This window comes from Anaerobacillus alkalidiazotrophicus, from assembly GCF_001866055.1.
In genome coordinates, this window is sequence record NZ_MLQS01000001.1 from 438,496 (window position 1) to 464,146 (window position 25,651).

Annotated in this window: 21 protein-coding genes; 8 read left to right on the forward strand and 13 right to left on the reverse strand. The window is 35.4% G+C overall.

Annotated elements, in window-relative coordinates; all coding sequences use genetic code 11:
- Positions 1 to 67 precede the first annotated feature (67 nt).
- The 5 genes from BKP45_RS02070 to BKP45_RS02090 all read right to left on the reverse strand — a co-directional run bounded on the left by BKP45_RS02070 (position 68) and on the right by BKP45_RS02090 (position 5,710).
- Positions 68 to 1,780: a methyl-accepting chemotaxis protein gene (locus tag BKP45_RS02070; RefSeq protein ID WP_071388159.1), complete on the reverse strand. Its 1,713-nt coding sequence runs from the start codon at positions 1,778 to 1,780 to the stop codon at positions 68 to 70.
- A 177-nt stretch (positions 1,781 to 1,957) separates the two neighbouring features.
- Complete coding sequence (locus tag BKP45_RS02075; protein ID WP_071388160.1) at positions 1,958 to 2,827, reverse strand: metal-dependent hydrolase; 870 nt, start codon at positions 2,825 to 2,827, stop codon at positions 1,958 to 1,960.
- A 402-nt stretch (positions 2,828 to 3,229) separates the two neighbouring features.
- The gene (locus BKP45_RS02080) at positions 3,230 to 4,435 is read right to left on the reverse strand and encodes a GerMN domain-containing protein (protein ID WP_071388161.1); all 1,206 of its coding nucleotides are present in this window, start codon (positions 4,433 to 4,435) and stop codon (positions 3,230 to 3,232) included.
- Positions 4,432 to 4,974: an RNA polymerase sigma factor SigX gene (gene sigX, locus BKP45_RS02085; RefSeq protein WP_071388162.1), complete on the reverse strand. Its 543-nt coding sequence runs from the start codon at positions 4,972 to 4,974 to the stop codon at positions 4,432 to 4,434. Before sigX ends, BKP45_RS02080 begins: the two co-directional genes overlap by 4 nt.
- A gap of 169 nt (positions 4,975 to 5,143) precedes the next feature.
- Complete coding sequence (locus BKP45_RS02090; RefSeq protein WP_071388163.1) at positions 5,144 to 5,710, reverse strand: GbsR/MarR family transcriptional regulator; 567 nt, start codon at positions 5,708 to 5,710, stop codon at positions 5,144 to 5,146.
- 293 nt (positions 5,711 to 6,003) lie between these two features.
- On the opposite strand from BKP45_RS02090, the gene BKP45_RS02095 reads away from it, so the two are divergent.
- From BKP45_RS02095 to BKP45_RS02130, 8 genes are all read left to right on the forward strand, one after another.
- Positions 6,004 to 7,224, forward strand: a complete 1,221-nt coding sequence (locus BKP45_RS02095) for a quaternary amine ABC transporter ATP-binding protein (protein ID WP_071388164.1) — start codon at positions 6,004 to 6,006, stop codon at positions 7,222 to 7,224.
- Complete coding sequence (locus BKP45_RS02100) at positions 7,193 to 8,035, forward strand: ABC transporter permease (RefSeq protein WP_071389015.1); 843 nt, start codon at positions 7,193 to 7,195, stop codon at positions 8,033 to 8,035. The genes BKP45_RS02095 and BKP45_RS02100 overlap by 32 nt, the downstream gene beginning before the upstream one ends.
- Before the next feature lie 133 nt (positions 8,036 to 8,168).
- On the forward strand, positions 8,169 to 9,059 hold the full coding sequence (locus BKP45_RS02105; RefSeq protein WP_071388165.1) for a glycine betaine ABC transporter substrate-binding protein: 891 nt from the start codon (positions 8,169 to 8,171) through the stop codon (positions 9,057 to 9,059).
- 151 nt (positions 9,060 to 9,210) lie between these two features.
- Positions 9,211 to 9,882 carry a GerMN domain-containing protein gene (locus tag BKP45_RS02110; RefSeq protein WP_071388166.1) on the forward strand — a complete coding sequence of 224 codons (672 nt, stop codon included), beginning with the start codon at positions 9,211 to 9,213 and terminating at the stop codon, positions 9,880 to 9,882.
- Between the two features lie 367 nt (positions 9,883 to 10,249).
- The gene (locus BKP45_RS02115) at positions 10,250 to 10,813 is read left to right on the forward strand and encodes a flavin reductase family protein (RefSeq protein WP_071388167.1); all 564 of its coding nucleotides are present in this window, start codon (positions 10,250 to 10,252) and stop codon (positions 10,811 to 10,813) included.
- Positions 10,814 to 11,404: 591 nt separating this feature from the next.
- On the forward strand, positions 11,405 to 12,082 hold the full coding sequence (gene modB, locus BKP45_RS02120) for a molybdate ABC transporter permease subunit (RefSeq protein WP_071388168.1): 678 nt from the start codon (positions 11,405 to 11,407) through the stop codon (positions 12,080 to 12,082).
- Positions 12,082 to 13,116 carry a sulfate/molybdate ABC transporter ATP-binding protein gene (locus BKP45_RS02125; RefSeq protein ID WP_071388169.1) on the forward strand — a complete coding sequence of 345 codons (1,035 nt, stop codon included), beginning with the start codon at positions 12,082 to 12,084 and terminating at the stop codon, positions 13,114 to 13,116. The genes modB and BKP45_RS02125 overlap by 1 nt, the downstream gene beginning before the upstream one ends.
- A 282-nt stretch (positions 13,117 to 13,398) precedes the next feature.
- Positions 13,399 to 14,010 carry a class I SAM-dependent methyltransferase gene (locus tag BKP45_RS02130; protein ID WP_071388170.1) on the forward strand — a complete coding sequence of 204 codons (612 nt, stop codon included), beginning with the start codon at positions 13,399 to 13,401 and terminating at the stop codon, positions 14,008 to 14,010.
- A 157-nt stretch (positions 14,011 to 14,167) separates the two neighbouring features.
- On the opposite strand, the gene BKP45_RS02135 is transcribed toward BKP45_RS02130, so the two are convergent.
- The 8 genes from BKP45_RS02135 to BKP45_RS02170 all read right to left on the reverse strand — a co-directional run bounded on the left by BKP45_RS02135 (position 14,168) and on the right by BKP45_RS02170 (position 25,427).
- Positions 14,168 to 15,847: a methyl-accepting chemotaxis protein gene (locus BKP45_RS02135; protein ID WP_071388171.1), complete on the reverse strand. Its 1,680-nt coding sequence runs from the start codon at positions 15,845 to 15,847 to the stop codon at positions 14,168 to 14,170.
- Positions 15,848 to 15,972: 125 nt separating this feature from the next.
- Positions 15,973 to 16,863, reverse strand: coding sequence for an aldo/keto reductase (locus BKP45_RS02140; protein ID WP_084787527.1), 891 nt, complete (start codon positions 16,861 to 16,863; stop codon positions 15,973 to 15,975).
- Positions 16,864 to 17,083: 220 nt separating this feature from the next.
- Positions 17,084 to 18,040: a carbohydrate kinase family protein gene (locus BKP45_RS02145; RefSeq protein WP_139193720.1), complete on the reverse strand. Its 957-nt coding sequence runs from the start codon at positions 18,038 to 18,040 to the stop codon at positions 17,084 to 17,086.
- Between the two features lie 121 nt (positions 18,041 to 18,161).
- Positions 18,162 to 19,628: a glycoside hydrolase family 32 protein gene (locus BKP45_RS02150; RefSeq protein ID WP_071388173.1), complete on the reverse strand. Its 1,467-nt coding sequence runs from the start codon at positions 19,626 to 19,628 to the stop codon at positions 18,162 to 18,164.
- A gap of 97 nt (positions 19,629 to 19,725) precedes the next feature.
- Complete coding sequence (locus BKP45_RS02155) at positions 19,726 to 21,336, reverse strand: ABC transporter substrate-binding protein (protein WP_071388174.1); 1,611 nt, start codon at positions 21,334 to 21,336, stop codon at positions 19,726 to 19,728.
- 22 nt (positions 21,337 to 21,358) lie between these two features.
- A complete protein-coding gene (locus tag BKP45_RS02160; RefSeq protein WP_071388175.1) occupies positions 21,359 to 22,234 on the reverse strand; it encodes a carbohydrate ABC transporter permease in 876 nt (291 codons plus the stop codon).
- Positions 22,235 to 22,250: 16 nt separating this feature from the next.
- On the reverse strand, positions 22,251 to 23,228 hold the full coding sequence (locus BKP45_RS02165) for an ABC transporter permease (RefSeq protein WP_071388176.1): 978 nt from the start codon (positions 23,226 to 23,228) through the stop codon (positions 22,251 to 22,253).
- 372 nt (positions 23,229 to 23,600) lie between these two features.
- Positions 23,601 to 25,427, reverse strand: coding sequence for a GH32 C-terminal domain-containing protein (locus BKP45_RS02170; protein WP_084787529.1), 1,827 nt, complete (start codon positions 25,425 to 25,427; stop codon positions 23,601 to 23,603).
- Positions 25,428 to 25,651 lie beyond the last annotated feature (224 nt).

The window sequence follows — 25,651 nt, forward strand, 5'->3', positions numbered from 1 at the left end:
TTCCCAGGAAAACACAATTCAGCTAAAAATGAAAAAAATCGAGTACATAACTACTCGATTTTTTTTATTAATCAATTTTAAATTTGTTTACCTGGCCTTGTAGTTCTTTCGCCATTTCTAAAAGTTGTTCGGAAAATGCTGTAATTTCATTTAAGGATGTTGATTGTTGACTAACTGATGCGGCAACTTCATTAACTTGACCTGCTGCTTTCCTTGCAATATTAGCCATTTCCTCAAAGGATGCATTTACTTCCTCTGTACTTGCCGACATTTCTTCAGCTGTTGAAGTAAATAAGTCAACCTGATCTACTACATAACTAGCCGACTCCTTTATTTTTTCAAAGGCTTCACCAGATCGTTGAATTACAGTTACACCCGTATCTACCTCAGTAGTTACTTGATTCATTGCTTCTACCGTCCGCGAAGTTTCTGTCTGGATTTTTTGAACAAGTTCAGATATCCCCTCTAACGAGTCACTTGTTTGTTCCGCTAACTTTCTTACCTCGTCGGCAACTACTGCAAAACCACGTCCTTCTTCGCCAGCCCTAGCTGCTTCAATAGCAGCATTTAAAGCAAGTAAATTCGTTTGAGATGCAATTGCTGAAATGACCTCTATGATTTTACCAATTTCATTTGAATAATGATCCAACTTTTGAACTAGTTTCGTCGAATTGTTTACTGATTGGTGAATAGAATTCATTTGGTTAGATACAAGTTCTACCGTATTGATCCCACTCTTTGAATCTCCCACTGTAGTATGTGTTGCATCAGATACTTGTAAAGCAGTCTCTACAATATATTGTACACCTTGGGTTAAATCATCTATTGCCTGTGCACTTTCTTCAGAACTTCTAACAGTTGTTTTAGCCCCTTCACTAACTCCGTTCATCTCACTAATAATTCGCTTGTTATTTACACTCGCCTCATGGAAGCTATTAAACAATCTTTCTGATGTTTCAAAAAGCATATTTGTGTTTTTATTGATACTATAAATCATACTATTCATTTCGTTCACCATATGTTGAAATGCTTGACCTAAGTTACCAATTTCATCTTTACGATCGACGGAAAAATTTACTGTTAAATCGCCAGCCTTCACCTGATCGACTTGCTTCGTTAATTGTCTTAAAGGCGCAACCAAAAATCTAGTCATAAGGGCTAATACTACTACACTTATGAGCGATACCGCCATTGTTATCCACACGGCTCTTTTTCTACCATTCTCTAGATTTTCAGCTATATAAGTAGCATCAAAATCTGCACCCACAATCCCAATCACTTCTCCTGATGTATTTACTATTGGAGAGTATGCATATATTATTGAACCATATTCTTCGCTATTAACTAACTCTCCAACCATAGCTTGACCACTTTTAAATACCTCTTTAATTATAGGGTAATCTTCTATATCTTCTATATCACCAAGATTTGACGCATCTTCATCACCTATTGGAAACCCATCTACGACATAATAATACTCATCCGCTTCATTACTTTTAGCCATTGTGTAAAGGAATAAAAGACCATTTGTTTCGCGAATTTGATCTAGCCTCTCACGCAAATAATAATAGTAATCTGTTTCACCTTCTATTAATATCTCTCCAAACTTACGAGCATCAATGATTTTAGCAGTGCTTTCAGCCATTAATTTCGCTTGATTTCCTACTGATGATTCTACAATATTTTTTGCGTTGATAAACATTATTAATCCAACAAAAGAAACTGTTAAAATAAAAAAGATAGAAAAGAACACGATTATTTTTCCTTGAATACTTTTCACATTTCACCCTACTCCCATTATGTTCTAAAAGAATTTACCAATCTGCTCATCAAAACCATAGCCAAATTTACCCATGCGAAAATCACTAAAATAACAACATTATACATCAATAGCCCCAAAAATGGTACAAAAAATAAAGAGAAAGTGCAGACCTTTCCTTTTTATAGCCAAATTTACTCATTCATTCCTCTCAACATACTCAAATAAAAAAGATTGTCCATTCCTGTAAAAGCGCGGATCATAAATCCCTAACTTATCATCCTCATCAACTATAACAACAAACGGGGACCATTTATACAATGTTTTGGCTTCTGGTTTCTGTGAAAACAAATCGTTTAAGTCTGCTTGATCGTGGCTATATAGCACAACTTCTATTGCTTTTTCTGACCATAGATTAACTTTTGATATTTCAACCTGGCTTTCATTCTTTCCAATTAGCGTAAAGTTCCAAGGAATAAAGCTAGCAGACAACGCCTGTTGCTCGTAATGTTCATTTGTTTGTTGGTAGATAATATAACCTTGTCCAGTTTGTAAAGCAACGTGTATAAGAATTGCCATCCAAACAATACGGTAAACTTTAAACGACTGAAAATTCACCTTTTTAGCAAGGATAAAACCAAGTAAAATTATTATCCATATAACAAAATCTACTATTGGTATAGTACCAAAAGTAATTCTAGCGTTTGAGATAGGTTCGAAATACCCCGTACCCCAGGCATTAAATAAATCACTTGTATTATGGATAAACACAGATAAAGCACCCATTAAGAAAATACGGCGATCTTTAACTCGCCAAAATAAATAACATAGTAGAGTCAATACAATTGCCCATACTGGAACCAGAAATATTGAATGAGTAATACCGCGATGCCACATTTGATATTGACCTTCGGTGTCCCAAAGCCTTGATATAACATCGATGTCAGGAATTTGGCTACCGACAACAGTCGTAAAAAGTAACGCACGCTTTTTTTCTTTGGAAAATTTTCGTTTATCTACTGCTCCATATAAAGTTAAACCGAATAATGTGTGTGTAATTGTATCCATCCAGGTTACACCAACTCTTTTTTCTATATTTTATAATGAGAATAACCTCTTTTCATCAAGAGGTAGCTATTTGTTGATACTACTAATTTCGTTTCATATGTAAATAATACCAATTTTACTTTTTCATTTACAACTTTAATGAAAAAAAGCTTTCTCCTATTATCGAGAAAGAGCTTTAATTTTTATTTATTCATTGACTTAAGCGAATTTCATAATGTCCAAAAAAGAGCTGCAAAAAGCTATATCTAGTTATGAACATTTCAACGCAACTAGCTACAGCACATTACCTTAATGGAGTGAATAATGAATCCTGAAATTCATTATTTAAAACAAACAGAAATTTACGATCAATATGGTGAAAAACCAGTGGGATTATAGCCGCCCACTGGTTTTTAGACTAAACTATTGAATAAAGTTAATATAATTCGGAATTGGTACTAACTCCTTAACTTGATAGGGGCCAATTCGATCAATGTTTATGCCTTTGAATTGTACATATGAATGACCAAAATCTCTTACTGTAAACATGATCGCTTCTAACATCATTAAATTATCAATCGTATCTTCTATTATAGCGCCTTCTGAAAATGTAATTATGACAATATCACCATCTTCTTCTATTTCTTCGATAGCAACATCTTCTCGTATTGGAGCACTTAACCCAATTTCTAAATCATTTTGCTTCATCATTTCAAGTATCTCTGGCAAACTTTTATGTCCTTGATGTTCATGGTTTCCTGGTACTAAAAATTTATGATCCGTATTGCTATGAAAAACATAGTACCCTCGATTTGGTTGTTGTAATTTTATTTCATAAAGAGGTCCATATGGCCCCCAATTTACACCAGGTTTACCATCAGAAGTAAAATGAATTTCCGAAAATCGATGTTGGGAGAAAGTTTCCTTTAGTACTAACCTATACATTTCTGACTCTAGTGACGATAAGCTTTCTAAACTTTTTTCAGGGATATCAATGTTTACAATGCCATCATTTTCGATAGTAACAGTGTTGATTGGAATGGGCGGAAAACTTCCTATACCCCATCGCTCACCCCAAAATGTTTCCTTCGCTGCTAAAAATCTCTCCGAAAAAGATTTTTCATTAACCATTAATGTGATTGGAACAATCATTTCTCCTGACGGTAAGTGAGTTACTACCGCTATTGTTACAAGTTGATCATTAAATCTGTCTTCGTCATATGGTGTAACGGCACCTACATATCCCAGCTCATCTAATTCATTAGCTAAGTCTATTTCAAAGGTTTTTTCTGTTGTATCTATTCCGGTTTCTTCATCTGCCCTACCGTTCATCTCCATCATTATCTCAGCTTCATCATGGATTTCAGGGAAATCTGTTGTCAATTCTTGCTCATTGAAAAAGGGTGGTATCAAAAGCATCAATAAAAAGACAACAGAAGCAGTAGCAATAGTAGGAATAAACCAGCTCTTCTTTTTTCTTTGTATCATTTCATTTTCATGAATTTTTTCTTGAATTTTTTCTTGAATTTTTTCAAAAAGAGCTTCTTTTGTTTGTCTATCCTCAATTTTAGGTAATTTTTTCAGTTGGTTTTCTATAGTCTTTTCATCCCATTTAGAGGATCGCTTCATCTTCCCACCTCCCTTATTTGTGATTGATCGTTGACATGCAAAAGTTCTTTTAACACTTTTATCGCTCTATGTTGAGTTGTTTTCACTTTACTTTCTGTCCACCCTAAAACCGTTGCAGTTTCAGTAATAGAAAGAGATTCAATATATCTTAATATAATGACTTGTTGTTGGTCTAACGTACATTTTCCTAACATCATATAAACTTCTTTCATCTCTTCTTGTCCAACAATAATCTCTTCAGGTAAAGGATCTTCATCTCTTATTTGGTATTCCTTTTCTGAAAGAGAAAATAGTCCAAGAAACTTTCTCTTTTTTCGATTTTGGCTTCGAATCCAATCTACTCCTACATGCCTAGCTATAGAATATAACCATGTTTTTTCACTACTGTCTCCTTTAAAAGAAGAGTACGATTTAAAAACCTTTAAATATACTTCTTGTACCAGCTCTTCAGCTATTTGTCTATTGCGGACCATGTAAAATAGAAATTGAAATAATGAATGGTGGTAAGTCTCGTACAATCGCTCGAATTCATTATCCACTTCTGCTTTCCCCCCTCACAAACTAGTCGTCTTTTTTTAAAAAAGGTTACACCACAACTTTTTCAACAAAGATTAATAGTATTAAATAAAATATCTTAAGTGGAATTCATAAATCTAACTATCATTATAACTGTTTCAAGTGAATTTTTTTGCATAAAAAAATAAGAGCCTACTTTGGCTCTTGTTTTGGTACAATATCAAATATTTTACCTGTTTCAAATAATGAGATAACTTCGTCTAACCATGTATAATAAGCTTCAGCCTGACTGAGCTTTTTTAAGTCGCTTTTAATCAATTTCTTTACATTATCGCTAGTAGTTTGCTCTTGTAACTCCTCAAGCATTCCCTTCGTTTCTTCAATGGCAGTTGTATTTTCTACCGTCGCATTTCGCCAACGGTTAATAAATACATTAGAAAACGATTTATACCAATCATCCTCTGTTTTGTACAAATCTTTTCTAATTCCTTTTTCCCACACTCTCTCTACCATATCTGCTTCTAGCAAAGCCCTAATTCCGGTACTCATGCTAGTTTTGCTCATTCCTAAGGCTTCACTCATATCATCTAGTGTCATTGGTTCCTCAGCAAAAAATACAGTTCCATATAAACGCCCTACTGAGTGGGAAATGTCATATAAATAAATATTTTTTGCCACTTCACTAACAAAGTGCTCTCTCGCTTTTTTCAACTCATTTAAATCTTCTAATTCTTTTGTTTCTTTCCCTTTGTTTTCCATCCTACCTCCTCCGAACACGATTATTTATTACTGCTAGTTTAACAAAGCAAAAAAAAAGTTAAAAGTTTACAGTTGAAATGAAAAAAAGAGGATAGGAAAGTATTTTTAAGTATTTCCAAAGTATTTTATGTACAGTTTTTTCTGTACGTACTTTTTGTTTATTTTTTAAAGAATATACAGTTTGTGTAGAAAATAAAAAAAGAATATAGTATACCTTAGTTATCATATGATGCGGACTTAATTTAGAACTTGTAGATAAGTCATTTATCTAAAAAGAAACTGAGGTGGACAATGTGGAAAAAATAAAAGTTGAAAACTTAACCAAAGTGTTCGGGAAAAAACCTAAAAAAGCGATTGACTTATTAAAAAATAATTTATCAAAAGATGAAATCTTAAAACAAACGGGGATGACTATAGGGGTCAACCAAGCAAACTTTGAAGTAAAAAATGGTGAGATCTTTGTCATCATGGGACTATCAGGAAGTGGAAAATCAACACTAGTACGTTTACTTAACAGATTAATCGACCCTACTACTGGTAGTGTATGGATTGATGGTGTTGATTTAGCCGCTATGGATGATAAAGAGTTAAGAGAAGTTCGCAGAAAAAAGTTAAGTATGGTTTTTCAAAAATTCGGCTTATTTCCTTTCCGAACTGTCCTTGAAAACGTCGAATACGGTCTTGAGATACAAGGTATAGAGAAAGAGGAACGAAGAAAGAAAGCACAGTCTTCCCTGGAATTAGTTGGCCTTGAAGGCTACGAAGATAAATACCCAAGCGAACTTTCAGGTGGTATGCAACAAAGAGTGGGATTAGCACGTGCATTAGCGAATGACCCGGACGTACTCCTTATGGATGAAGCTTTCTCGGCATTAGATCCGTTAATTCGAAAAGATATGCAAGACGAATTACTAGATTTACAAGAAAAGATGCAAAAAACAATTATCTTTATTACCCATGATTTAGATGAAGCTCTAAGAATAGGTGATCGAATTACAATCATGAAAGATGGCTCTATTGTTCAAATCGGAACACCTGAGGAGATTTTAACTAACCCGGAAAATGAATATGTTGAAAGGTTTGTAGAGGATGTTGATCGTTCGAAGGTATTTACCGCTAGACATGTAATGAAACGTCCAGAAACAGTAAATGCCGAAAAGGATGGTCCGCGTGTAGCTATGCAGCGTATGAAAGATACCGGTATATCAAGTATCTATGTGACAAACCGTAAAAAAGAGTTACTTGGTGTGATTAGTGCCGAGAAGGCGTCTGAAGCTGTGAAGGATAAAAATTCTAGTTTACTAGACATTATGGAAAAAAACGTTCCTACTGTACATCCTGATACACCATTACACGACTTATTTGATATTGTTTCTACCTCACAAATTCCAGTAGCTGTTATAGAAAACGGCTTATTAAAAGGAATTATCATTCGTGGTGCTGTTCTTGCAGCCCTATCATCAGGTCTGGAGGTGAAATATGATGAATCTACTACCAAAGCTTCCGCTAGCTGATGGAATTGATGCAATTGTTAATTGGTTAAAAAGTATAGACGGTTTGTTCGATGTCCCAAAAGCTATTATCGGTTTTTTAGTTGAGTATATCAGTATTGGCTTAAGTGCAATCCCTGAATGGTTATTTATTCTTTTGGTCACAGCACTAGCATGGTTTGCTACAAAGAAAAAAGTAGGCTTACCGATCTTTGTTTTCCTAGGTTTATTTCTTATAGAAAACTTAGGTTATTGGAATGACATGCTATTAACGCTATCACTAGTACTAACATCTGCAGGGGTTTCTGTTCTCTTTGGTGTTCCCATTGGAATTTGGATGGCAAAAAGCAAAACGACAGAAAACATTATTACACCAATTTTAGACTTTATGCAGACGATGCCAGCTTTTGTATACTTAATTCCTGCTGTTGTTTTCTTTGGAATAGGAATGGTTCCTGGTGTCATCGCTTCGGTTATTTTTGCTATGCCACCTACAGTAAGACTTACTAATTTAGGTATACGCCAAGTATCTACGGAGTTGATTGAAGCCTCTGATGCGTTTGGGTCTACTCCATTACAAAAATTAGTGAAAGTTCAATTACCAATGGCAAAGAAAACGATTATGGCCGGAGTCAACCAAAGTATCATGTTAGCTTTATCAATGGTTGTTATTGCTTCCATGATTGGCGCATCAGGGTTAGGTACAAAAGTCTACTACGCTGTGGGTCGTAACGATGCAGGTGGTGGTTTTGAAGCTGGTATTGCTTTAGTTATCTTAGCCATTATTTTGGACCGCATTACCCAAAGCTTTAACCGCCAAAAAGGTGCTGCATAAGCCGATTACATAAACATCCTAATAATTGCAGCTAATAATTTTCTTACTTAGTTAGAGGTAGATTAATAAGTTTTTCACTCTTTTTTGAAAAAGAGACTATATAAAAATATATAAATGAGGAGTGGGTCAAGATATGAAAAAATACGTAACAAAGCTAGGTGTCGCAGCAGGATTATCACTTACTTTACTAGCTACAGGTTGTGGAAGTGACACAACTAGCGGTGGAGACGGTTCAGTAGGAGATCAATTAAACTACACAATCACTGGAATCGATGCTGGTGCTGGAATCATGGCAGCAACAGAAGAAGCTATTGAAGCTTATGGATTAGAGGATTACACACTTCAAACTAGTTCCTCTGCAGCTATGACTGCGGCTTTAGCAGCTGCTTATGAAAATGAAGAGCCAATCGTAGTTACTGGTTGGACACCACATTGGAAGTTTGCTAAATATGATCTTAAATATTTAGAAGATCCTCAAGGTATTTTTGGTGAGTCAGAAGTTATTCATACAATTGCACGCCTTGGACTTGATGAAGATCATCCATCTGCATTTGAAGTATTAGATAATTTCTACTGGGAACAAGCTGATATGGGAGAAATTATGATTGCAGTTAATGAAGGCGCAGATCCTGAAGATGCAGCTAGTGAGTGGGTAGCTAACAACCAAGAAAAAGTGTCAGAATGGACAAATGGTGTTGCCCCTGTCGATGGAGACAAACTAACTCTAGCATTGGTTGCATGGGATTCGGAAATTGCTTCTACCCACATGATCGGAAAAGTTTTAGAAGATATCGGTTATGACGTTGAATTATTATCACTTGAAGCTGCTGGTATGTGGACTGCTGTAGCAACTGGAAGTGCAGATGCTATTGTAGCTGCTTGGTTACCAGGTACACACGCTGCTTATTATGAAGACTATAAAGAAGACTTCATTGATTTAGGAGTTAATCTAGAAGGTGCTGGAATTGGGTTAGTAGTACCTACTTATATGGATATTGATTCAATTGAAGATTTAAATAATTAATTCGAAAAAGGGACTGGGAACAGTCCCTTTTTTTGAACTATTTTCCTTTGTGATTAATAAATACATATTTTTTATGATATTCTAGTAACAAACCTAATTACTTATCGACTAATCATATGAAAAGAATAAACTTTAAAGGACGGTGGTAAAAATGAATAAATGGATATCCATATTCCTAACATTTACATTATTACTAGTAGTTTCTGCATGTGGACAAGGCGCTGGTACCCCAAACGAAAAAGAAACTAACTTAGGTTCAGACGAAGAGCAATACGAAGATCAAGAAGATGTAGTAGAAGACTCTGACCAGCTCGAAGAAGAAGCAATAGAAGAAAAAGAAATAACTGATGCTCCTACTCCTGAAGAATCTACTAAGGACGAAACAAATGAAACAGAAAGTTTAGATACTCTTAACTTATACTTTGCTGATGCAGAATTAATGAGTATTTATCGTGTTAAAAGAGATGTAGAATATCCTAAAGATGAAGAAGGTATTCAAAAAGCCTTACAACTTTGGGTTGCTGGCCCAGTTGAAGAAGGATTACAGGGGCTTGTTCCTGAAAACGTAATAGTTCAGTCTGTAAATATAGACAACGATATTGTTTTTGTATCTTTCTCAGAAGAACTATTAAACGTAAACGTAGGATCTTCTGGAGAGTTATTTATTACCGAGCAAATTGCCATGGTAGTAGAACAGTTTGGGTATGAACAAGTATTTATTTTAATTAATGGTAGTGAGATAGATACACTTTCAGGCCATATAGATTTTAATGAGCCATTTACAGCCCGATCTCCGAAAGATTTTGAGCCATATAACAAATAATTTTAAGCTTAACTTTCATCAGCAGAAGATTTGCCCTCGCTAATTGAAGTTTTACTTATCAGCCTTAAGACCGGCACTTCCCCACTATACTAAGAGTTGAGGTGTCTGATCTATTTTCCCTTAATAGTGAGTGAAAGGAATTAGGTGACTTTTCCCAAAGTCGCCCTTTTTTATGTATGCAATAGCAGTAAAATTCTTCTATACTAATTAGGTGAGTGAATTTCATAATTACCAAAACCGAGTTACATAAATCCATATCTAGTTACAAATAGCCCAACACAACTAGATATAGCATCTTAGTGACGCGAATATTTAGTTATGAAATACATTATATTAGTAAATAAATACTCTAGAAAAGGTGACGCTTATGTTAAAAAGTACAAACGAAACCGTTCTTCATTGTTATCCAGGTTTAATTGCTGTAGTTACAGCCGAGTGGAATGGAACAAAAAATATCATGGCTGCTGGTTGGCATTCATACATGTCCTACGCTCCGCCCATTTACGGTGTAGCAATAGCGGAAGAACGTTTTACACATCATTTAGTTAAAAACTCAGGAGAGTTCGCTATTCACTTTTTACCAGCTGAATTTGCTCACTATATTGAGGGTTCAGGTAAATTATCTGGGAAAGATGGAGATAAACTAGAAGTTTTAAATATCCCTTATAAAAAAGGCGAGACAGTAAACTCTCCTATTCTAACTGATGCTTATGTCGTTTATGAGTGTAAAGTTAAAGACATCCAAAAGTTTGGAGACCATGACTGGATTGTAGGGGAAATTACAAAATTCCATAAAGATGAAACTTGCTTTGACGGCTTTCTCCCTAACTGGGACAAGCTAGAAATCCCACTCTATATTGGTCAATCACAATATGCAATTGCAAATAAAGAAACGAAAAAGATAACTGTTGAATTGAAAAATAACGATTAATAAAGCTGAACTTCAATCAGTGGGGGTTTTCCTTCATCCCCCACTGATTGTTAGTTCAACTTATCGGACCTTTAGGGGCAGTTTATCCCCCACCTAAACTTCTCGATTTTCTTAAGTTTTGAGCTGGGGGTCTTACTTGCCCCTTAAGAGTGGGATAAAGGGGCTGTTATTCAGCCTCTTTTTGTAATTTCATATAAAAAGCTTTCTTTTCCTGTTGTTGGAAACGATCTTCATCCAACAACATTTAGTATCAGAGTAGCGTAAATAAGCAATTATGAAATTCATTAAACTTGCTACGTTTTTCAATCTAGAAATTTTGTTAGATCACCTTACAACAAAGCAATAATTTCGCTAAATATAATTTTAAATCTAGTATTAATTTGTTACTATATTATATAGTAACAGCTTTTTATTACTTAAGTGAGTGAATTTCATCATTACCTAATTGGAGCTACATAAGTCTAAATGTTGTTGGAAACGATCTTCATCCAACAACATTTAGTATCAGAGTAGCATAAATAAACAATTATGAAATTCTTAAAGTATCAAACCCAAACTATGTATCATCTGTAACACTAAGGAGTTATCGTTATGGATCAAATAAATTTATTTCCATTATTTTTATCTTTAAGAGTTGCACTAACCGCAACTCTTTTCACAATTATTATTGGCTTACCTGTAGCCTATTATTTAAGTATGGCTAAGGGGAAGTTTACTGATTTTATAGATACCGTGATAACTCTCCCAATTGTGCTTCCCCCAACAGTGTTGGGCTATTATTTATTAGTACTTTTAGGGAGGCAAAGTCCACTAGGAATTTTTCTTGAAGAACGTTTGAACATTATGATTGTGTTCACGCCTACTGGGGCTGTTATTGCTGCAATGGTCGTTTCCATCCCTTTTTTAATTAAATCCGCTAAGGCAGCTTTCGCCAATATTGACCCTAACATCATAAATGCAGCAAGAGTTTTAGGGAGGACAGAATTTAATATTTTCCTTACGATTATTATTCCGCTAGCATGGAGAGGAATTGTAGCAGGAATTACACTGAGTTTCGCACGAGCATTAGGAGATTTTGGGACAACTTTAATGGTCGCAGGAAGCATACCTAATAGAACTATGACAATGCCAATTGCTATTTATGATGCTCTTCTAGCTGGAAATCGCGATTTAGCGAATATACTTGTACTCATCATGACTATTGTTTCTCTTACTGTACTTTACACAATTAACCGCCTTGAAAAACGAGTTTCGAAGGGGGGAAATTAATGATGTTAGAAGTGAAAATTAACAAGGCTTTCGGTAATTTTAATCTAAATGTCGACTTTCGTGTCGAAAAAGGGATTATCGGTATCCTTGGACCTTCAGGTTGTGGCAAAAGCTTGACTCTTCAAGCAATAGCAGGACTACTAAAGCCTGATAAAGGAAAAATTGCCATTGGTGGTAGGACCCTCTTTGATACTGAAAATAACACCAACGTACCGACACGCAAAAGAAAGGTAGGTTATGTGTTTCAAAACTATGCACTATTTCCTCACCTTACTGTGTTAGAAAATGTTAACTTCGGACTAGAGCACCTTTCCAAACAGGAAAAAAAGGAGAAAGTAGCTGCAATTATTAATACTGTTCAATTACAAGGACTAGAAAATCGCTTTCCTATTCAATTATCAGGAGGCCAGCAGCAACGAGTTGCATTAGCAAGAACGCTTGTCACAGAACCGGAAATACTTCTATTGGATGAACCCTTCTCAGCGCTAGATCAACACGTAAAAAAAAGATTGGAACTAGAGCTACTAGATATCATAAAACAAAATTTCACAGGCGTTGTACTCTTTGTTACCCACAATATCGAAGAAGCCTACCGTCTTTGTGACTATATATGTTTATATGACAAAGGAACTAATATTCAATTCGGAGAAAAAAGCGAGGTATTACAACGCCCGACAAGTAAAGCGAGCGCCCAAATTGTAGGTTGTGAGAATATCTTTGAGATTAATCAGGCAGAAAAAAGCTCTATAGTCGCAAATGGCCTTAAACTTCAAGTAAATAGTGTAATTCAAACTGAAAAGAAATATGTTGGTATTCATAGTCATGACGCCATTTTCACTTCAAATAAATATGAAGATAATACGTATCAATATAAGCTCAATAGCATTGTAAACAGTATCGACCGTTCGATAGTTTCTGTCTCCATTAATGAGCTAGATTTTAAAGTAAACGTGCCAAAGTCTCAAGTAACCAAGATTTTAAACGAAAATTCATATTTGTATTTACCACCGGATAAATTATTTCTCATGCACTAGTTATGGAAAACAACTTTACTAGAAAAGCGCAAGGCGCCCGCCTATCGGCGACAAACACTGGAAGACCTACTCGTTTCGGTCGGTTTTTGACCGAAAGAGTAGGGCTGAAGTGGTCGAGCCGATGGCGCCAGGAGCTAGACCGTTTCTAAGTTAGAAATTTTATACTTTCATATCTTATTAAAAAAACTCTCTACTACCATTTTCTAATAATTTTTTTGTGGTATCAGACTTATATTGGGTATAATGAGGTTAGAAGTGAATATGACAAAGCGGTGATTAGAAATGTTAAACGATACGGGGGAAAGATTGATCCCCAATAATATGAAGCCTTTAAATAGCTCGTTATTAGAACACGTGGCAAGATATTATTTTTCGACCCCTTATGTAACTGGTCGTGTCCTTGATATTGCTTGTGGTTCTGGATACGGTGGACTTATGGTAGCCAAAGAACGGAAACATGAAATTGAAGAAATAATTGGTGTAGATATTGATAAAGATGCTCTCAAATATGCAAAAGGCCAATATTATCATCCCCTATTAACCTTCAAACAAGGCGATGTTCTAGATCCTATGCTTCCTGAAAAGCTAGGTACATTCGATACAATTTTAAGCTTTGAAACAATTGAGCATGTCGACGACGACGAACTATTTATGAAGAATATGTACAATCTCCTTAAACCAGGTGGGAAGTTAATTATTTCTACTCCATTTGGGGAAGGTAGAGGAATCCCGTCCGGACAACCCTTCCATACTCATCAACTAACAAAGGAAGAATTCCAAGGGTTATTTAAGAAGTTTTCTAAAGTAGAAATTTATTATCAACGCGGAGTGACCATTGAACCACCTAGAGAAGGTGTGTATTATCCGATCGGGGTTGCGGTATGTGAGAAATAATGGATTTTCACTAAGGAAAATCTACACATTTCATAATGGGTGTATCTTAAATACACCCATTCTATTTTTTTGTAAAATTAATTAAACGTTTAATTAATTTTTTGTACAACTGAGGGTTTATAATAAAGTAACCCTTATATTCAAAACACTAAAACTATTAAACTTTAAATTTCTTTACTTCAACTTGCAATTCTTGAGCTAGTTGCCTTAAACTATTAGCAGAAGTTTGGATCTCTACCATTGCTGCTAACTGTTGCTCACTACCTTTCATCACTGATTTGAAGCGATCGGAAGTTTCAACCGTAACCTCAGCCATATCTTCTACTGAAGCATTAACCTCCTCAGTGCTAGCTGACATTTCCTCTGCAACTGCTGTAACTTCTTGAATTTGTATAGAAACATTTTGTATCGACGTTACTATTTTTTCAAATATAGAACTTGTTTCTCCTACTACATTAATTCCTTTGTGAACCTCTTTTGTACCACTATCCATTGTATCAACAGCAACTGCTGTGTCTGCTTGAATTTCACGAATAACAGACGAAATTTTTTCTGCAGATTTCCGAGATTCTTCAGCTAGTTTTCTAACTTCATCTGCAACTACTGCAAAACCTTTACCATGTTCTCCTGCTCTAGCTGCTTCAATTGCTGCATTTAATGCTAAAAGATTTGTTTGATCAGATATATCAGTGATCACACCTAAAATACTGCCAATTTCTTTTGAGCGCTCACCTAACCTACCAATGATCACTGTAGCGTCTTTAACCCCTTTACTAATCGAATACATTTGCTCAATAACTTTTCGTAATGAATGCTTGCCATTTTCCGCTTCTTGGGTTGCTTCTAAAGAGCTTTCTGAAACGATAGAAGAGGATTCAGCAATTCTTTGAATACCAACAGTCATTTCTTCCATAGCACGTGCACACTCCTTCGCACTATTTACGGTTAGTTCAGCCCCTTGAGATACTTCCTGAATTGTCGCTACAATCTGATTATTAGCTACTGTTGTTTGTTCAGAGCTAGAAGTGAGTTCTTCCGATGCTGCCACAACATGATCTGACGTTTCAACTGTTTTTGAAAGGAGATTTCTTAAACTAGTAGCCATTTGATTAATAGAAGCCGTCAACCGACCAATCTCGTCTTTCGTACGAACTCCTATTTCTTTTTTAGAAAGATCACCTTTCGCTACTTGTTCAACCCTTTCTACAACTGCTTTAATTGGTGAAATAATTTTTTTCGCTACTACAAGAGCAACAACAAAAGTTAAAATAATACCAATGACGATAACAACAATATTATAAGTAACAGCCGTTCTCCCATGTTCAGCCATATCATTCCTAATTTCAATAATTTTTGTTTGTCCAAGTCCAGATAAGTTTCGATATCCTACAACAATTTCATCTGCTAACGGGTCGATGTAACGTTGAAAACTCTCAAGAGCGGTCTCTCGATCATTTTTTTCGTACACAACAAAAATCTCTTCTGTGATCATACGGTCCCAAGTATGACTCTCTTTAATTAACTCTTTGAGCTGGTAATTGTCATTTAACTTTAATATTTCCTCTTCGAGTACTTTGCTTTCCTCTCTTAGATTCATGTAGCGCTCTTTGTGAGTACTATTATTTAATAAAATATATCTATTGGCTGCATCAAGTCTCTGTTCTGTATTATACGCTAAGTCTTCACTTATCCTTAATATTTGTAAATATTCTTGAAGTGTTTGTTCTACTGTTGTATTAATTTTATATACATTGAATAAGTTATACGTCGACATAATCATTAGCAATAGCAGAATAATTGAGAAACCACCAATAATCTTTCCGCGTATACTTTTCATTCATTCCCTCCTTGCTCGCCACTACTAGCTTAGTCGGTAAACATAACCTACATACTAAAAATTAATCATATAGTAATAAACTAATACTGATTATCACAATTTCAAAGAAGCTTTGAAAAACTTCATCACCATAATTCATATCCAGCTTCTGTGAGGATTTTGTACCATTGTTCTCTTGTCATCTGTATACCACCTATTGAATTTAAGGCTCGCATAATACGCTCTCTATTTCCAGTACCTAATACAATTACTGGATCTGACGAATGTTTAAGAAGCCATTTATATATCACTTCGTCAATATTCTCTAGGTGAAGTTCTTGCCTAATACTTTCTAATACATTCTTCATATTTTCTTCAAAGGCATTTTTAGGATTGAAAATTCTCCCCCCCGCTAATGGCGACCAAAACATCGGGTGAATTCCTTCCTTTAAACAATGAGTCATTGTTCCATTTTTATAATTTTCGATTCCAAGAGGGTGGAGCATAAATTGATGGGTAACAAATTTTACATCTACATATTTTTGCAGTGTATCAAATTCCAATGGATTATGGTTCGATAAACCAAAGTATTTAACTTTTCCTTCATCCTTCAATTGTTTAAGGGTACCATTTAATTCTTTCGGGTTAACTAGTAAGTCATGCATATGAATAAGTAGCAAATCAATGTATTCACATTGGAGTTTTTCTAAAGAGTTATTTACCTGTTTGAATATGTAATCTCTATCCGTATTAAAATATCTCGTTTTTATATTTGGATTTTCATCATTAGGTACACATATCGAACATTTTGTAATAATCTCTATTTTTTCTCTTAACTCGGGCTTCATTTGGAGAACTTCTCCAAATAATGCTTCATTATGGTGATTGCCTCCATAAATATCAGCATGATCGAATGTGGTAATTCCTTGATCAATACACCATTCAACAAAGTCAGTCCTTTGCTGCAAATTCAATCCAAATTCATGCATTCTCATACATCCAATAACTATTTTTGAGATTGAAAAATTTCCATGCAAATATACTTTCAGAATAAATCCCTCCTAACAATGACCGTCGTCTACATTTACATACTGTAATCCTCTTATTCTAATTAACTAATTGTATGAATCTTCACATTCTTACTATAGATGCTCTGGGTTAAAAGTATATAATTTCCTCATCGAAAAGAGCGACCACTGGTGACATTTCATCTTTAAATATTCGTATCAAGTCTTTATTAACGACTTGTTGAAAAAACTACAATATCTCCTCAAGTGTTGGAATGGCAGAAATCGCGCCTACTTTTGTACAAACTAATGCACCTACTTTATTACTAAAGGAAATGATATTTTTGAGTTGCTCAAAATTTTCCGTAACCTTTTTAGGTTCTTCTTCTTTCGCTAATTGGTAAAGTGTAGCTCCTACAAACGCATCACCGGCCCCTGTTGAATCAATGGAAGCAACTGGAATACTAGGGATAATTTCATTTATTTTTCCATTTGAGATAAAAGTCCCTTTTTTCCCTAATGTTACTGCTACAATTTTTGCTCCAAGTTGGTGAAGTACTTGAACACCTCTTACTAAGTCATCAACACCTGAGATTATTTTTAATTCTTCATCACTAACTTTAACAAAGTTAGCAAGTGAAACCCCTTGTTTTACTAACTCAACAAAAGTGGTTTCTCTTTCTTTCCAAAGATCAGACCGGAAATTAGGGTCAAAAGAAATAAATTTTCCTGCTTCTTTTGCTGATCTCATTGTATTGATATACGTCGTTTGAAAGGGGTCTTCTAATAGTGCTGTCGCTGAACCAAAATGTAAAATGCTAGCGTTGTTTATTTTTTCCTCATCTAGGTCACCTTCCGATAAAAAAGCATCCGCACCTCGATGAAAAACAAAATCCCTTTCTCCATTTTTCTTTAATGATACAAATGCTAATGTCGTAGGATTTTTATCATCTAAAACGAGCATCGATGTATCAACCTTTATTTCATCTAGAGTATTTTTTAAAAAATGACCAAATGGATCATTCCCCACTTTTCCACTAAACGTTGCATTTCCACCTAATTTCACAATCGTTGCACACACATTGGCCGGTGCCCCACCTGCCTGCTTTTCAAAGCTTTTACCTTCAACTAAGTCAATGTCCACTTCTTTACAGAAAAAATCAATTAATAATTCTCCAATACAAATAATGGATGAATTCATACTCATGTAATCTCTCAACCTTTCTTTTTCTATTTACAAATAAATAATGCATTTCAGCCAATTTTCTAGACAATAAATAACTGAAAAGCTCTAACCGTTCGATTAGAGCTTTTCAGATGATGAAATATTACTTATTCCAAATCGACGCTAGATCGGTAATTTTTAATTGAGTCGCATTTGTATTTCCTTCATTTGAAAATAAAGTAAGATGTTCTGATACCTTACTCGGGAAGATTAAACTAGTAACAGCAACCTCACCTTCATTGGCAAACACTTCAATCGATGAAGTATCGATAAAGATTTGAAGTTTAAGCCGACTATTTTTCATCCTCAAAGGAGCTTCTTGAACTGCTGCGAAGGATTCTGAAAAACTATTATCACCAGAATTCGTTCGATCAACTAGCAACATTTCCCTCTCAACATCATAAGTAACAACTGTCTTTTCTCCTTCAGAATTTTCAATAAAGAGACCAAAAGAGGTAGCGTTTTGTTTCTCAAATTCAACCGAAACTTCTGTTAAATCACTGATGTTGCATGAAAAGTTATTTTCTTCAATAGCTAGGTCTTTGTACACTTCCATACCTTTACGAATTGAATCGATTTCCACTACTGGTTTCTGGGCAATACGAACTCCCTCTTCACTGGAAGTTAACGATAACTCTCTCGGTAACGTCATTGAGCTGCGCCACCCTTCTGTCGGCACTTGATTTGCATAACGCCAGTTACTCATCCAACCAATATAAATTCGTCTGCCATCCTGTACATCTGACCAACTGACACCTGCATAATTATCACGACCATGATCTAACCAAAGAACCGTTTCGTCTGAATTATCGTTGATAAAAGTAGTTCCATCAAAGTCACCAATAAAATATTGTGTTCTCGATCCTTCTTTCAATTGTGGATTATCGCCAATACTCAAAAGCATTACCCATTTTGGGTTATTTTCATCACCATCTACTGGTAATTTAAACAAATCAGGACATTCCCAAACACCGTCATGCGAACCAGCTGTATTTCCAAATTCACTTGCAAATTCCCAATCTTTTAAATTTTTGGATGTATAAATGGTGACTGATTGTCCGGTCGCTAACACCATCACCCATTTGTTTGTTTCACTATGCCAAAATACTTTTGGATCACGGTAATCAGTAATATTCACATCAGAAAGGACAGGGTTCCCCTCATACGTTACCCATGTTCTTCCATTGTCATTGCTGTATGCTAAACTTTGCCGTTGACGAGATCTATCCGAATCTGGATAGTTATCCGTGCTCGTATAAATAGCCACTAATCCTGGCCCCTCATCAAAAAATCCAGATGAATTATTCCAATCTACAACTGCACTCCCAGAGAAAATAACACCGTGTTCATCAGGGTATAACGCGATCGGAAGCTCTTCCCAATGAATTAAATCGCAACTCACCGCATGGCCCCAGTGCATAGGCCCCCATGTAGTACCATGTGGATGGTATTGATAAAAGAGGTGATACTCATCGTTGAAATATACCATTCCATTTGGGTCATTCATCCATTTTTCCTCTGGTGAAAAATGATATTGTAGACGATGTTTCTCATTATATTTAACAGTCATTACTATTCTCTCCTTTAAAAGCAAGGTGCCAGACACCACCCTATAACATCGACAAAATTCGTCATATTCCGGGTAGTGACAAGCACCTTATTAATTTTTAGTTTGTCGCACGATCATATCCGGCTTGTTTAATTTCTAACCATTCTTTATAACTTAGACGTTCTAATTCTGTTAAATAGTCAGCCCATTCTTCTTCCACTTTTCCATTTGTAATCCATTCTGCTCTTTTTCTCTCTACATAAGGAATTAAATCAGCTTCAATAGTAGAAAGTCTGTCTAATTCTTCTATGGAGAAAAATACTTTAGGATAAATGTTTTCTGCTAACATGTCAGGAACCATTACTTCTTTCATTAAATTTAATCTCCAAGCAGCATCGTCGGGTTTCGTCGTCACCACACCATAATAGCTGTCTAAAATCGCTAACGGACCACCAACAAACGTTCTTTGTCTTAATTCCCATGGTGATGTGTCGCCTAACGGCAAATGCTTTAACATTCCTGTTGCATCATCTAGTTCAAAAATATTTTCTCCTTTGTCATCGCCATACGTACCCCAGTTGTTTTGTACTGATTGAGTTGGTTCATATAACTGATCAATCCACTTTGCAGTTAATTCAAGATTTTTATTTGCACTTGTAATGACCATTCGGTTTCTGTCAAAGCCCATACCATTTGTTCTAGTTACATTTTTATGTCCATCCGGGCCTTCCAAAGCACCCATAAGGTCATATGTGTCATTCGCCCCTGTAATATTTCCTTTATCCCATGTGAAATACAACCCATAGCGATGTTCTTTTCCTTTTGCAACATACGTGTTCCAATCCTGTTCAAATGCTTCAATATCCATTAGTCCTTCTTGATATAACTCATTTAAAAACTTAATCCCTTCCTTATAACCTTCATCGGCTACTGTAAATATTACTTCTCCATCATTACTTACAACGGTATGATCCCAGTTATCGCCTAAACCAAATGAACCAAATAGGAATGCTAAATCTTCTCCTCCGTGATTAATCATAAAGGACATTGGAATTGTTCTACCTTCCCCTGCTGGGTCATTATCTCTAAAAGCAATTAATACTTCTTTTAATTCTTCTGTTGTTTTTGGCATATCTAAACCTAATTGATCTAACCATTCCACGTTTATCCATGGAAAAACATCTACAGAGTGAATACTTTCTTTGCCTGAACCCAATTCTTCAATCCATGGAAATGTGTAAATATGTCCATCTGGAGCCGTCATCATTGCCCGGTACTCAGGTGCTTCCTCAAGAACTTTTTGTAGGTTTGGCATATATTGCTCAATTAAATCTTCAACTGGAATAATAACTCCGTCTCTTGCATTTCTTAATACCTCATAGTCACTTAATCCAGCATCTAAGATGGCATCAGGAAGTTCCCCACTGGCAATTGCTAAATTTCTTCTCTCATTAAATGTATCCCATGTATAATTCTTCCACTTAATTTCAACACCTGTTTTTTCTTCTAATCGCTGATAAATTAATTTATCATTTGGATCAGATGGTGCAAGAGGAGAACTTTGTGTCATAATGTTCAATGTTACTTTCTCTTCTAATGGGAACGAAATATCTGAAAGTCCATAATCCGAAGAAGAAGCGCTTTCGCTAGTATTACTGCCACATCCCGTAGCAACTAACATTCCTGAAAGAAGCAACGCAGACATTGTTTTCGTAAAGATTTTTTTCATGTAGACCCCTCACTTTTCATTTTTATTTTAATGATCCTACCATAACACCTTTTTCAAAGTACTTTTGGAAGAATGGATACATTATTAACAATGGTAAACTTGAAAGTACGATAGATGAGTATTTAATCATTTCTGAGACCCTCTGTAGCTCAGCCATCGCAAGTTGATCGCTAATCATTCCAGGCTGAACTTCATTCTGGATGAGTATTGAGCGTAAAATCAACTGCAACGGATAAAGATCTCGATCTTCTAGATATATCATTGCGTCAAAATAAGCATTCCATTGCCCGATGAACGCATATAAAGCGATTACAAAAATAATTGGTTTAGCCAAAGGCAATACAATTTTAAGGAAGATTTTGAATTCGGATGCACCATCAATTCTTGCTGCTTCCTTCAATTCATTTGGTATTGCTTTAAAGTACGTTCTTGATAAAATGATAAACCAAACAGAAATCGCATTGGGAAGGATAATCGCCCAAATCGTGTTAAGCATCCCTAAATCTCGGACAACTAAATATGTCGGGATTAATCCACCGTTAAAAAACATGGTAATTAAAAAGAAGATCATAAATATTTTTCGGCCAACTAGACCATCTGCAGAAAGCGTATATCCTGCAAGTATAGAGACTGTTACTGTCACAATCGTAAATGCAGTAGAATACAGAATGGAGTTGAAGAATCCTCTCATGATTGAGCCATCACTTAATATTCGTCTGTAACCTTCTAAAGTCCAATCAGAAGCATTAAATGAAAATCCTTTTGTAAGCAAAATACTAGGTTGTAAAAAAGAAGATAATAATACATATAAAAGTGGGGAAACAACAACTAAAATAATAACGCCCAATAAAATTTTATTAATGAGTAGCAGCAATCGATCCCCTTTTGAGTTGTTCATCCTTTTTCCTCCTTTCTTATAAAAGACCTTCGCCTTCATTTAATTTTTTTACTACTTGGTTAACAAAAACGAGTAAAAACACATTAATAACTGCATTAAATAACCCTACAGCGGTAGCAAATGAATAATCTCCTGCTAGTAGACCGCGTTTATATACATAGGTTGGAATAATTTCTGAAGTAGTTATATTCATCGATGTTTGCAATAAATAGGCTTTTTCAAAACCGATAGCCATGATTCCGCCAGCTGCTAAAATAAACAGCACAGCCATAACTGGTTTCAATGTTGGCAAATCAATATGTCTAATTCGTTGTAAAAGTGATGCCCCGTCTATCGTTGCTGCGTCATGTAGTTGGGGATCAACGTTTGCGAGCGCTGCCACATAAATAATCGATGCCCAACCAGCCCCTTGCCATACTCCAGACACAATATAAATGGTTCGAAATGCATCAGGATCAGACATAAACGAAACTGGCTTATCTAAGAAAATTGAAAGTAGAGCATTAATAGGTCCTGCTGGAGATAGAAAGAGAAATACCATTCCCGAAACGACAACGATTGAAATAAAATGAGGAGCATAAAGAACTAATTGAATATTCTTTTTAAATTTTGCTCTTCTCACCTGGTTTAACATGAGTGCCAAAATGATTGGAATAGGAAAACCAATAAGTAGTTCAAACGAACTTAATTTAAGCGTATTCATAAAGATTTGTAAAAAATTTGGTGATGATAAGAAGTTCTCAAAATGTTTTAATCCAACCCAATCACTACCCACGATCCCTTTTAATGGATTAAAGTCTTTAAATGCAATCGTCGCTCCATAAATGGGTACATACTTAAAAATAATTGTCAATATAACAGCCGGTGCAATGAGTAAATAAAGCACATAGTTTTTCTTGATATAATCGATGTTTCTTTTTAATTTTGATGCTGTTTTCTTTTCAGTTTTGATCTGGACAGCCGTTTCTTGGTTAGCTTTTATTAATTCTCGCATTCTCTTAACCTCCTTTTTTGAAGCTAATATACTAATTAGAAATTCCAAAGTCAGAGAACTCTTTCATAATACTTAGGTACAATTGCAAGTTTTTTTATCAGTCCTAGTAGAACTAAAAACTATGATCAACCTTCTTTTTCCCCCTTCATTTATTTTGTGTTCTCTATTTGTATTTTTACTATAACAAAATAGTTATTAAGAAGATTTCAATATCTTTGGTTTGTGACTTTTAATATTTTCAGAGGTTTGTAATCGTTTACGCAAAAAGGTGTCAGCATCTTCACATTATGCTGACACCTTTTAATTGTATTATTAAGATATCTATAATCGTATTATCATACACATGAGGAATACTCGAAGTTTTCTAGAATCCTATTTACCAGAAACTCTGACGCTAATACTCTTTTCTACTAAATTGTTTAAGTCTGTTATGATAACTTGTGTCGTTCCCTCTTTTTTTCCCCTTATAGTCGCATTCATACCATCCAGAGATAATTCTATTATTTCTGGATCTTCGACAGACCAAACTAAGTCCTCTCCTTTTATACGTAGCCAGTCAGGTTTTACTTGTGCTTGGAGTTTCTCTTCTTCATCAATGGTAATATGAACCCTTTCTTCATTGACAACAATTTGTGATATTTTATTATTAGGTGGTTGGTTTCGCCATGTCGAGTGAAGATGATAGAAGTTTAGTGATTCAATATCGATACTGCCCCCCTTTGTATAAAGTTCAATTCCGTTATTGGTCGGTTTTGTATATATCAAATTCGTGAACACGATTTCCCCATCATTTACAAATAACTCTACGGACGATTCATCGACAAACCCCCGCAGTTTTATATTTTTTTGTTTTGTTGGATAATCCGTTTCATAAAGAGAGCCAAAATCAAAAAAAGACCCATTTCGATCAATTAATCTTTGAAGTCCAGAATTTGTACGGTCAACAAAAACCTTCTCCGTTTTAGTATTAATTCCAATCACAGTTTCCTCATCATCTGCTTGACGAACTCGAATACCAAATTCCTCAACATCTTCCCATGTTATGGTTGCTTCAAATTCAAATGTTGTACCTGAAAAATCATCGATTCTGTGATTTCCTTCAAGATGAAAATTATTGATAGAATACTCTGTAGCCCTCAAGCTTTCTATTTCAGAGATCGGCTCTTGGAATAGCCTGATCTTACCGTCTTCAACAGTTCTTAACGATAATTCACGGGGAATAGACATGGCACCCTTCCAAGGATCTGTTGGACTTTGATAAGGATAGCGCCAATTAGCCATCCAGGCTAACCAAATTTTACGTCCGTCTTTTACTGGAATATCAGAGAATGATTGAGCCGCATAAAAATCTTGCCCATAATCCGTAATTAAGATATGATCGGCTGGGTATTCATTAATAAACTCCTTACCATCAAACTCGCCAATAAAATATTGGGCAGTTGATCCATTTGTCTCATTATTGTCTCCTACACTAACGTGAAGTACCCATTTCTCATTGCCATCTTCACCATTAACCGGTAAGCGAAATAAATCAGGGCACTCCCAAACAGCTACTTGCAAACCTTGACCATCGCCAAATCGGCTTAAGTATTCCCACTCAATTAAATTATCAGAGTTAAAAAATGTTACACTTTTATCAGTAGATACCACCATTACCCATTTTTCCGTTTCGTCATGCCAGAATACTTTCGGGTCTCGAAAATCTTTTATTCCTGGGTTTTTAATCACTGGATTGCCCTCATAACGTTCCCAAGTTCTTCCTCTATCACTACTAAAAGCAATACTTTGTGCTTCTCCCCCTGCTGTATTCGTGTAAATAGCTACCAAACCTGCTTTACCATTAAAGAATCCGGTGGTATCATTCCAATCAACAACAGCGCTTCCTGATAAAGCTTGACCTAGATCATCATGATCCAAGGCAATAGGTTGATGACTCCAATGTATCAAATCCTTACTAATTGCATGAGCCCAATGTCCATTTTTTTGATGAAACAAATGATATTCCCCTTTAAAGTAAATCAATCCATTTGGATCTGCTAAATTCCCAACTGGTGTGGAAAAGTGATACTGAGGCCGATATAATTCCGTATAGTACTCATCACTAGCATCATGTTCTAATTTTATCGTATTGGTACATCCCACAATTCCGATCATTGCAATACCTATCCCAAAAATAAATTTTTTAGCAGAATAAATCATACGTCTCTCCCTTCTTATAGGTTAATAGTTTTCCAACGTTTTGATACATGTTCTTTCATTGATTAGTGAAAGAGAAACAAGCAAATACCCTTACACCAGAAGGCGCTTTCTATTTTTGTGTCTTATCCCCCTCTCACCTTTTTTGAAAAACAAAGCTTACCATATAATGGTGAGCTTTGTTTTTCTTGTACTATAAACCTTTTATAATCCTTTCTTAAAGTGTA